Genomic DNA, 14,225 nt, shown 5'->3' with positions numbered 1-14,225 from the left:
ACGTCGCTCCTCCCCCTTCGGCTACCTCCGTTGCTTCCCCCGAGACGAGCGATACGACTCCCCCTCGCGCCAGTTGCCCTGTGCCCGGCTGCCGAACCCCCGATCGACGGCCGGGCCGTGGTGCTCAGCTCTGGTGGGACTGGTAGTGCGCGACCGCGTCGGAGGTACGGCCGGCGCCGTACACCCGGAGGAACTCTGCCAGTTCGGGGTGGCTCGGGGCGAGGGTGTCGGCCGCGTCGATGATGTCGCCCGCGGCGGCCACCGAGCGCAGCAGCGACTGGATCTCGCGGACCACCCGTTTGACCGTGGGCGCTCCCGAACTGCTCGTCGTGGTCGTGGTGTTGCTGAGCACCGAGCCCCCCTGGGACTTCTTGATCTCGTCCATCCGCTCGGTCGCCTCGGCCGCGCTCACGCTGCCGTCCGCGACCTGTCCCGCCAGGTCCTGCAGCAACTGCACCCGCTGTACCACCGCGGGATTGCCGATCTTCGCCCGCTGACCGCTCATCAGCTGGGACAGCATCGGCGCGGAGAGTCCCAACACCCCCGCGAGACGAGCCTGGTTGAGGCCAAGATCGTCGATGAGCTTACGGAAGAGCGCCCCCAAAGGCTCCCCGTACCAATTCCGCTGCAGCTCCCGCGCTCTGGCGGTGGCTTCCTGCTGTGCGGCGTCCATTGCGTCTCCCCATCGCTTCCCCAAAACCGTGGTTCGCTCTAGCGAACCACGACGAGCATCTTACGGAGAGTGGTCGTCCACCGGGAGCCCCAAGTTTTTGCGAGATACCCGGGGTGACCCGGTACGCTGGTCCCCGAAGCCCACCGGCGCGCGGTTGTGCCGGTCGGACGCTTCTCTAGCGGGGCCTTAGCTCAGTTGGTAGAGCGCTGTCTTTGCATGGCAGATGTCAGGGGTTCGACTCCCCTAGGCTCCACATCCCGCACCGGCCGGTCGCCCTCAGTGGCGTCCGGCCGGTGTTTGTTTGTGCCTGCGAGGTGACGTGCGTCACATAAACGGTTGCTCGTCGTTGCAGTTGTTTGCGCAAATATCGACGCCGGGCGGGGCCCGCCCGGTCGCCGGGGTGGTGCTCGGCGCGGTGTGGGGAACGTGTGTGCCGATGTGCGGGACGTGTGTGAGCTGGCTGAATGCGGTCGTGTAATCAGGGGTGTGCGGTCCGTTAAGGGAGTCCCTGCGGTACTTGTTCACCTGGGGCGTTGCAAACGTCATCGCGGGCAGCTTGCGTAAATCAAGGGAGTTTCCCGGCTCGCGCGACTGTTCCACGTGAAACATCGCGGTGGGGCAGGAGACCCTCAAGTCTCCTGCCCCACCGCGATGTTGACGGTATGTCGGATGTCAGTGGTGCTCGTCGCGGTCCGCCGCGGCCTCGTCCTCGGCCTGCTTCGCCTGGACCTCGGGGTCGAGCACGGACTGACCGCTGCCGTCCACCGAGGAGAGATGGCCCGTTTCGGGCACCTCGGTCGCGGCCGGGGGCTCGACCAGCCAGTCGGGGTTGGCCTGCTTGTCCCACCACTTCCAGGCGGCGAAAGCGCCGCCCGCCAGGATGCCCAGCACCGCCAGCCCCTTCGCGAGCCGGCCTGCCCTCGCCCGCCGCTCGTGCTTGCGGACCAGCTTCTGGATCTCCTTGGGCGAGACCTGGCCACGCAGCGCGGCGAGCGCTGCCGCACCGCGCGCGGCGGCCTCGTCCTTGACCGGACCGGCAGCGGCGACCGCCTGCTCGATCCGCGGCCGGGAGTACTCCGCGGCCTGCTGAGCGGCCTTGCGGGTGCGGACGGCGGCCTCCTGGGCGGCCTGGTCCACCTTCGGCGGTACATGGGTGCGGGCCTGTTCCAGGCGGGGTGCGAGATGGGCGTCGTACTGCACACGGGCCTGGTCGGCGGCCAAGGACACCTTGGGCGCGAGTCGTACGCGCGCCTCGTGGGCGTAGAACGCGGCCTTGTCCTTGGCCGTGTCGGCGTAGGGCGCCACCACTTCCGCGGCGTGCAGCACGCTGTCCTTCGCCGAGCCGGTCGCGGAGCGCACGCTGTCGATGCGGGTCACGGGTTCCTCCTCCTCGGTGGCGTACGTTTCTTCGTCTGTCCACCCAAATACGGATCATGCCTGCCAGAGGGCGACGGGGCATGTGAGGGCGGGCATCCGGGTCACGATCACGGGTAATAGCGGATGAATGCGGGGGAACTGGGGGAACGGGGGCTTGTCGTCGACAATGCCACGGATCCCCGCCGCGTGCCCCTGTCCCGGAGGCACTCGGCCGGTTTTCTGCAAGCGGATCGGGGGGAAAGGCCCCCGCGCGCGGCCAGCGGGCGACTCGGCCCGGTCGGCGTGCGAGGATCTGGGGGTCACAGAAAGACAACGGAAGGCAGATCGTGGCCGAGCAGCTTTACGCCACCCTGAAGACCAACCTTGGCGACATCGAAATCCGGCTGCTGCCGAACCACGCGCCCAAGACGGTCCGGAACTTCGTCGAGCTCGCCACGGGTGAGCGTGAGTGGACCAACCCCGAGACGGGCGAGAAGTCCAAGGACAAGCTCTACGACGGCACGGTCTTCCACCGGGTGATCAGCGGCTTCATGATCCAGGGCGGGGACCCGCTGGGGAACGGCACCGGCGGCCCGGGCTACCAGTTCGAGGACGAGTTCCACCCGGACCTCCGCTTCGACAAGCCCTATCTGCTCGCCATGGCCAACGCCGGTCCGGGCACCAACGGCTCGCAGTTCTTCGTCACCGTCTCCCCGACGGCCTGGCTGACCCGCAAGCACACCATCTTCGGTGAGGTCACCGACGCGGCGAGCCAGAAGGTCGTCGACACCATCGCGGCCACGCAGACCAACCCGCGCACCGACCGCCCGCTTGAGGACGTCGTCATCGAGTCGGTCGTCGTCGAGACCCGCTAGGGCCTGTCCGGCGGATCATGCCGCAGACGCGGGGTCTGGCACGCCCTCTCCCACTGCCTTTAAGGCGTGGGGGGACCCCCAGCGGCGTTGTCGTCGGTCGCCGACGTCCCCCAGCCTTCGGCCGGGAGGTGCCCCCACCGCGTCGCCTCCCTCCTCCGCCTTGCAGTTGGACGCACCAGACCCCGCTCACCGGTGCTGATCAGGCGCCGTCACTTTCCTGCGACCTGATCCGCCGGACAGGCCCTAGCCCTGCCCTAGCCCTGGATCACAGGGCGGACACCAGTACTTACCGCCGGGAACCAAACGCCCCGTTCATCCGTAAGGATGGGCGGGGCGGTGCATTGCGTACGAAGGATTGAGGGGACCCCATGGACCAGGCGCCAGGCAGCCCGCAGGGCCCGGAGGAACAGCGGCCCCCGGGCGCCCAGAGCCTGCCGGGCTGCTATCGCCACCCGGACCGCGAGACCGGCATTCGCTGTACCCGCTGCGAACGCCCGATCTGCCCCGAGTGCATGGTCAGCGCCTCGGTCGGCTTCCAGTGCCCGGAGTGCGTGCGCGACGGCTCCGGCACGGGGCACGCCCCGACGGCCGCCCAGCCCCGCACGATCGCCGGCGGCGCGGTGGCGGCGGACCCGCGGCTCGTCACCAAGATCCTGATCGGTCTCTGCGTCGCCTTCTACCTGGTTCAGCGCGTGGTGGGCGACAGCTTCACCGAGCGCCTCGAACTCCTCGGCCAGGCGTACGTCCCGCAGTTCGGCTCTGTCGAGGGCATCGCCGAGGGCCAGCCGTACCGGCTGCTGACCGCGATGTTCCTGCACGCCAGCGTGATCCACATCCTCTTCAACATGATGAGCCTGTGGTGGATCGGCGGCCCCCTGGAGGCGGCCCTCGGCCGCGCCCGCTATCTCGCGCTCTACTTCGTCTCGGGTCTCGCGGGCAGCGCGCTCACCTACCTGATCGCCGCTCCGAACCAGCCCTCGCTCGGTGCCTCCGGCGCCATCTTCGGCCTCTTCGGCGCGACCGCGGTGCTGATGCGCCGGCTCCGGTACGACATGCGGCCGGTGATCGCCCTGCTGGTGATCAACCTCATCTTCACCTTCGGCTGGGCCAACATCGCCTGGCAGGCCCACATCGGCGGCCTCGTCGCCGGAGTCATCACCGGCTACGCGATGGTCCACGCCCCGCGTGAGCGGCGGGCCCTGATCCAGTACGGCACCTGTGCCGTCGTCCTCGTGATCGTCGTGGTGTTGACGCTGATCAGGACGGCTCAGCTCAGCTGATATCAAACCGTTGTCCACAGTGCGTGGCGGATCTTGTGCATACCGTGGAGAACAGCTGTGCCCCCTGTCACCGACCCGTGTTTGTGCAGGTCAGGCAGGGGGCGAACAGGTTTGCGGTTGCCGGTGTGTCAGTCACACCAGCGTCAACACCCAGTGGGTTATCCACAGATCGTCGTTCTTTTTCCCCAGGCCTGCTGTGGATACTTCTCTGGCCTGTGGATAACTCAGTGGAAAGCCGTGGGCAGAGCTGCGTTCACCGGGTGGGAGCCGCAGCTTCCGCCGCTACTTCCACTGGGTCGAGACACCGAACCCGGCGGCGATGAAGCCGAAGCCCACCACGATGTTCCAGTTGTCCAGGCTGTCGATGGGCATGGAGCCGTCGGTGACGTAGAAGACGACGATCCAGGCCAGTCCGATGACGAACATGGCCAGCATGACCGGAGCGACCCAGGCACGGCTGTTCAACTTGATGGCGGTCGCCGTCTTCGCCGGCGGCGGCGTGTAGTCGGCCTTCTTGCGGATACGTGACTTCGGCACGAGGGTCTCTCCTGTCGATGCGCTGCGTGGCCGCGCAGGGAACTGGGGCGGGCTCCGGGGCAGCGTACAAGGGGACACTGAGTGCTCCCCCGGGCGTCCGTTAGCGTAGTGCTTCCGCGGCGCCGAAGGAGATAAGGGTACGTTGAGCAATTCTGCCGACTCCCCCGGGACGGGTACCAGTCCTGCCGGTATCCGCCGTTTCCGTCCCGTGCGGATTCTCACGGTGGCCGTCTTCGCCCTCGCGGGGCTCATCTTCTTCACCAGTTTCAACACCGCCAAGGGCACCAACATCCGCACGGACGCCTCCCTGCTGAAGCTGTCCGACCTCATCCAGAACCGCAGTGAGAAGAACGGCCGGCTCAACGACGCCAACGGCGTCCTGCGCGACGAGGTCGACGCGCTCCGCAAGGAGGACGACACCGGCACGGGCGCAGACAACGAGAAGCTGACGAAGCTGGAGCAGAGCGCGGGCGCGCAGAAACTCAAGGGCAAGGCCGTCACCGTCACCCTCAACGACGCTCCGCCCAACGCCACCGCCAAGCTCCCCGGCTACCCCGAGCCGCAGCCCGACTACCTGGTCATCCACCAGCAGGACCTCCAGGCCGTGGTGAACGCCCTGTGGCAGGGCGGCGCCAAGGGCATCAAGGTCATGGACCAGCGGCTGATCGCGACCAGCGCCGTGCGCTGTGTGGGCAACACCCTGATCCTCCAGGGCCGGGTCTACTCACCGCCGTACAAGATCACGGCCGTGGGGGACCCGGAGAAGCTGCAGCAGTCGCTGGCGGCGTCCAAGGCGATCCAGAACTACATGGTGTACGTCAACGTCTACGGGCTCGGCTGGAAAGTGACCGACGACGGGACGGTGACTCTTCCCGGGTACTCGGGCACAGTGGATCTGCACTACGCGAAGCCAGTGGAGTAGGCGTCCGTACGGGAGCTGCCGGTGCGCGTGATCGTCAGGAGCGTCAGCGAACTCTGCATCACCGTGGGCACCCTGATCGTCCTCTTCGTGGTCTACGTGCTCTTCTGGACCGGCGTGAAGGCCGACCACACGATGAGCGACCAGATCCACCAGCTGCAGAACCAGTGGTCGCGGCAGACCGCCCGCCCGAAGGCGGCCCCCACGCCCACCGCCCCGGCGAAACCGGCCGCCTACAAGGACGGCAGGCCCTTCGCGATCATGTACATCCCGCGGCTTGGTTTCACGTGGAACAAGCCGGTTCTTGAGGACACGTCCGTGGACACCCTCAAGAAGGGGCTGGGGCACTACACCGGCACCGCACAACTCGGGCAGGTCGGGAACTTCGCGGTGGCCGGGCACCGGCGGACCTACGGCAACCCCTTCGTGGACTTCCCCAAGCTGCGCGTGGGTGACGCGGTGGTGCTGACCGACGGGACGACCTGGTTCACGTATCGGATCGACAAAGGGCCCTACAAAACAGTGCCCACCGACATTGAGGTGATCGATCCTGTGCCACGTAAGTCCGGGTACACGGCCTCGGGCCGCTATCTCACGCTGACCACGTGCGATCCGGAGTGGGGGCACAGCCATCGGCTGATCGTCTGGGCACACCTGGACTCCACACAGCCTGCGGAGGCCGGGAAACCAGCCGCGCTGCGCCGTTAGTCTGGTGGCGTACGGCGTGAGTCTGGTGCCGTGGTGCGACGGAAGGGACGGCATGTACGGCTGGATCTGGCGGCATCTGCCGGGCAACGCATGGGTCAAGGCGCTCATTTCGCTCGTCCTTGCCCTGGCCGTGGTCTACATCCTCTTCCAGTACGTCTTCCCGTGGGCCGAACCGCTGCTGCCCTTCAACGATGTGACGGTGGACAACCAGTGAGTGCACGGATTCTCGTCGTCGACAACTACGACAGCTTCGTCTTCAACCTGGTCCAGTACCTGTACCAGCTGGGCGCCGAGTGCGAGGTGCTGCGCAACGACGAGGTGTCGACGGCGCACGCCCAGGACGGCTTCGACGGCGTCCTGCTCTCGCCGGGCCCCGGTACCCCCGAAGAGGCCGGCGTCTGCATCGAGATGGTGCGGCACTGCGCCTCGACCGGGGTGCCCGTCTTCGGCGTCTGCCTCGGCATGCAGTCGATGCAGGTGGCCTACGGCGGCGTCGTGGACCGCGCCCCCGAACTGCTGCACGGCAAGACCTCGCTCGTCGAGCACGAGGGCCGGGGCGTCTTCGCCGGGCTGCCCTCGCCCTTCACCGCGACCCGCTACCACTCCCTGGCGGCAGAGCCGGGCACGGTCCCGGCCGAGCTGGAAGTCACCGCCCGGACGCACGACGGCATCATCATGGGCCTGCGCCACCGCGAACTCCCCGTCGAGGGCGTCCAGTTCCACCCGGAGTCGGTACTCACCGAGCACGGCCACCGGATGCTGGCCAACTGGCTGGTGGAGTGCGGCGACCAGGGTGCCGTGGCGAGGTCGGCGGGGCTCGCCCCGGTGGTGGGTAGGGCTACGGCGTGACCGCCCTGCGCCCCGAGCGCGAGTCCGAGGCCTCGTACGGGGAGCAGCCGTACGGGGAGCCGGGCGGGTTCGAGGAGTGGTACGACGCGTCCGCCCAGGGCGTGTCCGGGGTGCCGTACGGTCCGATCGACGAAGAGACCATGGCGCTGCGGATACCGGACCCGCCGCCGGTACGGCGTGGGCACGGCCGGTCCATACCGGCCTCTGACGCCTCATCCGCCTCCTCCGCCACAGGAACCCCCACGGGCGGCCGCGCGGCCCGCAGAAAGGCCGCCAAGGGCCGTCACGGGCGCCACGGGGCCGCCGGGTCGGCCGAAGAGACCGCCGAGGGGCTCGAATCCGGTGCCGTCGGCGCGTCCGGCGGTTCCGGCGCGCCCGTCTCGCGGGTCGAGGCGCGGCGGCGGCAGCGGGCGAACAAGCCGGGCCCGGCGGTCGTCGCGAGCCGCGCGATCGGCGAGGTGTTCATCACCACCGGCGTCCTGATGCTGCTCTTCGTCACCTACCAGCTGTGGTGGACGAACGTACGGGCGCACGCACAGGCCGGCAGCGAGGCGAGCCAGCTCCAGAACGACTGGGCGAGCGGCAAGCGCGCGCCCGGGGAGTTCGAACCGGGGCAGGGCTTCGCCATCCTGCACATCCCCAAGCTGGACGTGGTCGCGCCGATCGCCCAGGGCGTCAGCAACAAGAAGGTGCTCGACAAGGGCATGGTCGGGCACTACAGCGAGGGCGCCCTCAAGACCGCGATGCCGGACGCCAAGACCGGCAACTTCGCGCTCGCCGCGCACCGCAACACCCATGGCGAACCGTTCCGGTACATCAACCAGCTCAAGCCCGGCGACGAGGTCGTCGTCGAGACCCAGACCACGTACTACGTCTACAAGATGACGAAGACGCTGCCCGTGACGTCGCCGAGCAACACCAGCGTCATCGACCCCATCCCGAAGGGCTCGGGTTTCACCCAACCCGGCCGGTACATCACGCTGACGACCTGTACTCCGGAGTTCACCAGCAAGTACCGGCTGATCGTCTGGGGCAAGATGGTCGAGGAACGGCCGCGCAGCAAGGGCAAGCCGGATGCGCTCATCGAGTAGGGGCAGATGAACGTGGCAGCGACCACCGACGACACCGAAGAGCAGACCGACACGCCCGCGTCGCCGCCGGACCGCCCCCGCGGCACCGGCCCGATCGCGACCGCGGTCAGCCTCTTCGGCGAACTTCTCATCACGGCGGGCCTGATCCTCGGCCTGTTCGTCGTCTACTCCCTGTGGTGGACGAACGTCGTCGCCGACCGCACGGCCGACAAGCAGGCCGACAAGGTCCGTAACAACTGGTCCAAGGACAAGGACACCGGCCCCGGCGCGCTCGACACCAAGGACGGGATCGGCTTCCTGCACGTGCCCGCCATGAAGAACGGCGAGGTCCTGGTCGAGAAGGGCACCGGGACGGACGTCCTCAACGACGGCGTCGCCGGCTACTACACCGACCCCGTCAAGGCCGCCCTCCCCACCACCGGCAAGACCGGCAACTTCACCCTCGCCGCCCACCGCGACGGCCACGGCGCCAAGTTCCACAACATCGACAAGCTCAAGAAGGGCGACCCGATCGTCTTCGAGACGAAGGACAAGTGGTACGTCTACAAGGTCTACGACATCCTTCCCGAGACCTCGAAGTACAACGTGAAGACCCTCGCCCAGATCCCCGTGGAGTCCGGCAAGAAGAAGGCCGGCCACTACATCACGCTGACGACCTGCACGCCGGTGTACACGTCCCGGTACCGGTACGTGGTGTGGGGGGAGTTGGTGCGGGTGGACAAGGTGGACAGTGCGCGGACGCCGCCGAAGGAACTGCGCTAGGACTTCGGCACGAGAGAGCCCCGGCACCCACCTCAGGGTGCCGGGGCTCTCTCGTGTCCGTACTCCGGGTGCCCGGCTAGCCGTTCGAGCCGCCGAAGAAGCCCCCGTTGTTCCCTCCGTTGTTGCCGCCGTTGTTACCGGTGCCCACGGTGGTGAGGGTGATCGTCGTGTTGCTCGGGTCGACCGTGTTGCCGGCGCCCGGGTCGATCCCGGTCACGATCGCGTTGTCGCCCTGATCGCTGCCGTCGGCGAACTGGATGTTGTTGAAGCCGTTCTGCTGCAGGATCTGCTTGGCGTTCTTCACCGTCTGGGTGACGACGTTCGGGACCTGGACCTGCGACGACTTGCCGATCTGGATGTTGACCGTGGAGTTCTTGTCGACCTGGGTGCCGATCGCGGGATCGGTCGAGACGACCTTGCCGACCAGGTTCGGGTCGTTGGTGTCGACCTCGGTGCAGTTGCCGACGAGGTTGTTCTGCGTCATCTGCGCCTTGGCGTCGTCACAACTCTTGCCGCTGACGTCCGGGACCGTGGACTTCGCCTGGGCCTTGGCGACGGTAAGGGTGATGGTGGTGCCCTTCTCCACCTCCGCGCCGAGCTTCGGGTTCTGCTCCAGGACGGTGCCCGGGTCCTCGGCGGACACCTTCTGCTGCGTCTCCACCTTGAACTGGTACTTGTCGCCCTCAAGGGTCGCGGTGGCGTCGTCGATGTTCTGGCCGAGGACGCTCGGTACGACCACCTTCGGGGCTCCGGTCGAGACGACCAGGTTGATGGTGTCGCCCTTGTTGACGTCGACACCCGCCTCAGGGTCCTGCTTGCAGACGCTGCCCTTCGGCGCGTTCTCGCAGGCCTTGCGGGTGGGCTCGGCCAGTTTCAGGCCGGAGTTGACGGCCATGGTCTTCGCGGTGTCGTAGGTCTGGCCGACGAAGTTCGGGGCCGCGAACGGCTTGTCCGCGCCGCCCTTGCCGCTGAACGCCCACTTCCCGATCAGGATCGCGCCCACCAGCACCAGGACGGCCGCCACGACCAGCAGGATCGTCGAGGTGTTCGTCTTCTTCTTCTGCTGGCGGCGCCGGTCGGGGCGGTCGTCGTAGCCGAAGCCGCCGTCGTCCGGGTTCATCGGGGGCAGCATCGTGGTGGCGCCGGCGTCGGCGCGCAGCGCCGTGGTGGCCTGGTCGTCGCCGTAACCGCCGTAGCCGACCGAACCCATCGCCGCCGTCGCCGCGACCGGCTGGCCGTCGAGGCAGGCCTCGATGTCCATGCGCATCTCGTCGGCCGACTGGTAACGGTAGTTGGGGTCCTTGACCAGGGCCCGCAGCACGATCGCGTCCATCTCGGGCGTGATCTCGGGGTCGAAGACCGACGGCGGCTGCGGCTCCTCGCGCACGTGCTGGTACGCGACCGCGACCGGGGAGTCGCCCACGAACGGCGGCCGTACGGTCAGCAGTTCGTAGAGGAGACAGCCCGTCGAGTAGAGGTCCGAGCGGGCGTCGACCTGCTCGCCCTTGGCCTGCTCCGGGGAGAGGTACTGGGCGGTGCCGATGACCGCGGAGGTCTGCGTCATCGTCATGCCGGAGTCGCCCATCGCGCGGGCGATGCCGAAGTCCATCACCTTGACCTGGCCGGTGCGCGTCAGCATGACGTTGGCCGGCTTGATGTCGCGGTGCACGATGCCGTTGCGGTGCGAGTACTCCAGGGCCTGGAGGATGCCGATGGTCATCTCCATGGAGCGCTCCGGCAGCAGCTTGCGGCCGCTGTGGAGGAGCTCCCGGAGGGTGGAACCGTCGACGTACTCCATGACGATGTACGGGATCGAGACCCCGTCGACGTAGTCCTCGCCCGTGTCGTAGACCGCGACGATCGCGGGATGGTTGAGCGAGGCGGCCGACTGGGCCTCCCGGCGGAACCGGGCCTGGAAGGAAGGGTCGCGCGCAAGGTCGACGCGCAGCGTCTTCACCGCCACCGTGCGGCCGAGGCGTGTGTCATGGGCGAGGTAGACCTCCGCCATGCCACCACGGCCGAGCACCTGGCCCAGCTCGTACCGGCCGCCGAGGCGACGCGGCTCTTCCATAGTTCCCTACCAGCCCTCTCCGTCGGTCCCGACCCGCACGGGTGTGCGGTCGGAGGCTAGCCGTCCGGGCCTACCGTACCCGGCTGGCTCTGTGTGACCTGGCCAAGCCCGTCACCCGATACAGGACCGGTATCGCAACGTGCACCGATGTGAAGGGGACGTGAGCGGGGTCACTTCTTGCTGTTGATGACCGCCTCCATCACGCTCTTCGCGATGGGGGCCGCGAGACCACCGCCGGAGATGTCGTCACGGTTGGCGCTGGAGTCCTCGATGACCACGGCCACGGCGACCGGAGAACTGCCGTCGGGGAGCTTGGCGTAGGACAGGAACCAGGCGTACGGGTTCTCGCTGTTGGCGACGCCGTGCTGGGCGGTACCGGTCTTGCCACCGACCGTGACGCCGGCGATCTGGGCCTTCTGGCCCGTGCCGTCCTTGACGACCGTCTCCATCATCGACTGCAGGATCTGCGCGTTCTTCGACGACAGCGGCTGGCTCAGCTCCTGCGGCTCGGTCTGCGCGATGGTGTCGACGTTCGACGACTGGAGCTTGTCGACCATGTACGGCTTCATCAGCTTGCCGTCGTTGGCGACCGCGGAGGCGACCATGGCCATCTGCAGCGGGGTGGCGGCGGTGTTGAACTGGCCGATCGAGGACAGCGCGGTCTGCGAGGAGTTCATGTTGTCGGAGAAGACCGAGGCGCTGGAACGGACCGGCGTGAACTGCTCGGCGTCGAAGCCGAACTTCTTCGCCTCGGCCAGCATCTTGGCGTTGCCGAGGTCGGCGCCGATCTTGCCGAACACGCTGTTGCAGGAGACCCGCAGCGCCTCCCGCAGGGTCGCGTTCTTGCAGGGGATGTTGCCCTCGTTCTTCAGCTCGGTCGTGGTGCCCTTCATGATGTAGGGCAGCGGCGAGTCGGTCGCCGTGTCGGCCGACGAGTACAGGTTGTTCTCCAGGGCGGCGGCCGCGGTGACCACCTTGAAGGTGGAGCCCGGCGGGTAGGTCTCGCGCAGCGCCCGGTTGAGCATCGGGTCGTTCGGGTCGTACTTCTTCTGCAGCTTCTGCCAGGCCTTGGCGTCCGTGGTCGTGGAGTTCCCGGCGAACGTCGAAGGGTCGTACGACGGGTAGGACGCCAGCGCCAGGATCTTGCCGGTGGACGGGTCGAGGGCGACGACCGCGCCCTTGCCGCCCTGCTTCGTCAGACCGCTCCAGGCGGCCTTCTGCGCGGCCTCGTTCAGGGTGGTGACGACATCACCGCCGGACTTGTCCTTGCCCGTGATCATGTCGAGGGTGTTGCGGAAGAAGAGCCGGTCGTCGGTGCCGGAGAGGATGCCGTCCTCGATGGACTCCAGCTGGTTGGCGCCGAAGGCCTGCGAGGCGTATCCCGTGACCGGCGCCCACATCGCGCCGTTCTTGTAGGTGCGTTTGTACTTGAGGTCGTTCAGCCCGGAGGTGCTGGTCTCGGTGGAACCGGTGATCGGGTTGCCGTCCACGATGATGTCGCCGCGCGGGGTGGAGTAGCGGGCGATGGTGACCCGGCGGTTCTTCGGGTCGTCCTTGAGACCGTCGGCCTTGACGTACTGGAGCCAGTTGTCGCGCAGCAGCAGGGTGAGGACCAGCAGACCGCAGAAGAGCGCGATCCGGCGCAGGGGCTTGTTCATGACGGGCGGACCACCTGGGTCATCTCGGCGTCGGGACTGGGGGCGGGCGCGGGGGCCGGCCGGCGGGCGGTGTCGCTGATGCGGATCAGGATGCCGATCAGGGCCCAGTTGGCCAGCACGGAGGAACCGCCGTAGGCCATGAAGGGCATGGTCATACCGGTCAGCGGGATGAGGCCCATGACACCGCCGGCCACCACGAAGACCTGGAGGGCGAAGGCGCCGGACAGGCCGACGGCGAGCAGCTTGCCGAACGGGTCCCGGGCGGCGAGCGCGGTGCGCACACCGCGTTCCACGATCAGGCCGTAGATCAGCAGGATCGCCATGATGCCGGCCAGGCCCAGTTCCTCGCCGAAGGTGGCGAGGATGAAGTCCGAGTTGGCGGCGAACCGGATGAGGTCGGAGTGGCCCTGGCCGAGACCGGTGCCGAGCGTGCCGCCGGAGCCGAAGGCCCACAGGGCCTGCATCGACTGTTCGGAGTGGCCGCCCACGCCCTGCTGGCTGAGCGTGTACTCCTTCATCGGGTCGAGCCAGGCCTGCACACGCTGCTGGACGTGCGATTCGAAGCTGGCCACACCGACCGCGCCGGCCGCGGACATCAGCAGACCGAAGACGATCCAGCTGGTCCGCTCGGTGGCGACGTACAGCATGATGATGAACATTCCGAAGAACAGCAGCGAGGTGCCGAGGTCCGTCTCGAAGACCAGGATCAGGATCGAGATGAACCAGACGACCAGGATCGGGCCGAGGTCGCGGCCGCGCGGCAGGTACAGGCCCATGAAGCGGCGGCTGGCCAGCGCGAGCGCGTCGCGCTTCACCATCAGGTAGCCGGCGAAGAAGATCGCGAGGACGATCTTCGCGAACTCGCCCGGCTGGAGGGAGCCGAGGCCGGGGATCTTGATCCAGATCTTGGCGCCGTAGATGTTGGCGCCGAGGCCGGGCACCAGAGGGAGCAGGAGCAGCACCAGGGCGGCGAACATCGAGATGTAGGTGTAGCGCTGAAGGACGCGGTGGTCCTTGAGGAAGATCAGCACGACGACGAAGAACGCGATGCCCAGCGCGGTGTACAGCAGCTGCCGGGGCGCGGCGCTGCCCGCCTGGCCGATGGACTGGAGCAGCTTCGACTGGTCGAGCCGCCAGATGACGACGAGCCCGAGGCCGTTGAGCAGGGTGGCCAGCGGCAGCAGCAGCGGGTCCGCGTACGGCGCGAACTTGCGGACGCCCAGGTGCGCGACGCCGGCCAGCAGGCCCAGGCCCAGGCCGTAACTCAGCAGCCCGGTCGGCACCTTGCCGTCGATGGCCAGGCCCACGTTGGCGTACGCGAAGACCGGGATGACGACCGCGAACAGCAGCAGCGCCAACTCGGTGTTGCGTCTGCTCGGTGCGCCGATGGCGCCGATCGTGGACGTGTGGTGCGTCGGCGAATTGGTTGAACTGCTCATCGTGTGA

At 67.8% G+C, this 14,225-nt stretch carries 14 protein-coding genes and 1 tRNA gene; 9 read left to right on the top strand and 6 right to left on the bottom strand.

The annotated features are described in order from the left end of the window. Nucleotides 1-124: 124 nt before the first annotated feature. Nucleotides 125-673 carry a helix-turn-helix domain-containing protein gene (locus ACWDEW_RS36900; protein WP_019073558.1) on the bottom strand — a complete coding sequence of 183 codons (549 nt, stop codon included), beginning with the start codon at nucleotides 671-673 and terminating at the stop codon, nucleotides 125-127. A 180-nt stretch (nucleotides 674-853) separates the two neighbouring features. On the opposite strand from ACWDEW_RS36900, the gene ACWDEW_RS36895 reads away from it, so the two are divergent. Beyond that, a tRNA-Ala gene (locus tag ACWDEW_RS36895) sits at nucleotides 854-926 on the top strand. A 419-nt stretch (nucleotides 927-1,345) separates the two neighbouring features. Here the strand turns inward: ACWDEW_RS36895 and ACWDEW_RS36890 are convergent. Continuing rightward, entirely contained in the window at nucleotides 1,346-2,050 is a 705-nt protein-coding gene (locus ACWDEW_RS36890) for a DUF5324 family protein (RefSeq protein WP_450518880.1), read from the bottom strand. A 326-nt stretch (nucleotides 2,051-2,376) separates the two neighbouring features. On the opposite strand from ACWDEW_RS36890, the gene ACWDEW_RS36885 reads away from it, so the two are divergent. Next, nucleotides 2,377-2,904, top strand: a complete 528-nt coding sequence (locus tag ACWDEW_RS36885) for a peptidylprolyl isomerase (protein ID WP_450518878.1) — start codon at nucleotides 2,377-2,379, stop codon at nucleotides 2,902-2,904. Nucleotides 2,905-3,272: 368 nt separating this feature from the next. Further along, on the top strand, nucleotides 3,273-4,184 hold the full coding sequence (locus ACWDEW_RS36880; RefSeq protein ID WP_450518876.1) for a rhomboid family intramembrane serine protease: 912 nt from the start codon (nucleotides 3,273-3,275) through the stop codon (nucleotides 4,182-4,184). A 282-nt stretch (nucleotides 4,185-4,466) separates the two neighbouring features. On the opposite strand, the gene crgA is transcribed toward ACWDEW_RS36880, so the two are convergent. Beyond that, nucleotides 4,467-4,721 carry a cell division protein CrgA gene (gene crgA, locus ACWDEW_RS36875; RefSeq protein WP_019073554.1) on the bottom strand — a complete coding sequence of 85 codons (255 nt, stop codon included), beginning with the start codon at nucleotides 4,719-4,721 and terminating at the stop codon, nucleotides 4,467-4,469. A gap of 142 nt (nucleotides 4,722-4,863) precedes the next feature. Between crgA and ACWDEW_RS36870 the strand changes: the two genes are divergently transcribed. The 6 genes from ACWDEW_RS36870 to ACWDEW_RS36845 are packed head-to-tail and all read left to right on the top strand — an operon-like array spanning nucleotide 4,864 to nucleotide 9,050. Then, nucleotides 4,864-5,643 carry a DUF881 domain-containing protein gene (locus tag ACWDEW_RS36870; RefSeq protein WP_450518874.1) on the top strand — a complete coding sequence of 260 codons (780 nt, stop codon included), beginning with the start codon at nucleotides 4,864-4,866 and terminating at the stop codon, nucleotides 5,641-5,643. A 21-nt stretch (nucleotides 5,644-5,664) separates the two neighbouring features. Beyond that, nucleotides 5,665-6,348, top strand: coding sequence for a class E sortase (locus ACWDEW_RS36865; RefSeq protein WP_450518872.1), 684 nt, complete (start codon nucleotides 5,665-5,667; stop codon nucleotides 6,346-6,348). A gap of 16 nt (nucleotides 6,349-6,364) precedes the next feature. After that, nucleotides 6,365-6,562, top strand: a complete 198-nt coding sequence (locus ACWDEW_RS36860) for a hypothetical protein (RefSeq protein WP_174479444.1) — start codon at nucleotides 6,365-6,367, stop codon at nucleotides 6,560-6,562. Continuing rightward, the gene (locus tag ACWDEW_RS36855) at nucleotides 6,559-7,197 is read left to right on the top strand and encodes an aminodeoxychorismate/anthranilate synthase component II (RefSeq protein ID WP_019073550.1); all 639 of its coding nucleotides are present in this window, start codon (nucleotides 6,559-6,561) and stop codon (nucleotides 7,195-7,197) included. The genes ACWDEW_RS36860 and ACWDEW_RS36855 overlap by 4 nt, the downstream gene beginning before the upstream one ends. After that, nucleotides 7,194-8,288, top strand: a complete 1,095-nt coding sequence (locus ACWDEW_RS36850; RefSeq protein ID WP_450518870.1) for a class E sortase — start codon at nucleotides 7,194-7,196, stop codon at nucleotides 8,286-8,288. The genes ACWDEW_RS36855 and ACWDEW_RS36850 overlap by 4 nt, the downstream gene beginning before the upstream one ends. 6 nt (nucleotides 8,289-8,294) lie before the next feature. Then, a complete protein-coding gene (locus ACWDEW_RS36845; RefSeq protein WP_450518868.1) occupies nucleotides 8,295-9,050 on the top strand; it encodes a class E sortase in 756 nt (251 codons plus the stop codon). Between the two features lie 76 nt (nucleotides 9,051-9,126). On the opposite strand, the gene pknB is transcribed toward ACWDEW_RS36845, so the two are convergent. From pknB to ACWDEW_RS36830, 3 genes are all read right to left on the bottom strand, one after another. Continuing rightward, the gene (pknB, locus tag ACWDEW_RS36840) at nucleotides 9,127-11,121 is read right to left on the bottom strand and encodes a Stk1 family PASTA domain-containing Ser/Thr kinase (RefSeq protein WP_450518866.1); all 1,995 of its coding nucleotides are present in this window, start codon (nucleotides 11,119-11,121) and stop codon (nucleotides 9,127-9,129) included. A 170-nt stretch (nucleotides 11,122-11,291) separates the two neighbouring features. Then, on the bottom strand, nucleotides 11,292-12,779 hold the full coding sequence (locus ACWDEW_RS36835; protein ID WP_450518864.1) for a peptidoglycan D,D-transpeptidase FtsI family protein: 1,488 nt from the start codon (nucleotides 12,777-12,779) through the stop codon (nucleotides 11,292-11,294). Then, the gene (locus ACWDEW_RS36830; RefSeq protein ID WP_450518862.1) at nucleotides 12,776-14,218 is read right to left on the bottom strand and encodes an FtsW/RodA/SpoVE family cell cycle protein; all 1,443 of its coding nucleotides are present in this window, start codon (nucleotides 14,216-14,218) and stop codon (nucleotides 12,776-12,778) included. The genes ACWDEW_RS36835 and ACWDEW_RS36830 overlap by 4 nt, the downstream gene beginning before the upstream one ends. Nucleotides 14,219-14,225 lie beyond the last annotated feature (7 nt).

The organism is Streptomyces sp. NPDC001100 (genome assembly GCF_053598575.1).
Note: the sequence above shows the minus strand (reverse complement) of the source record. Positions and strands in the feature narration are given on the sequence as shown.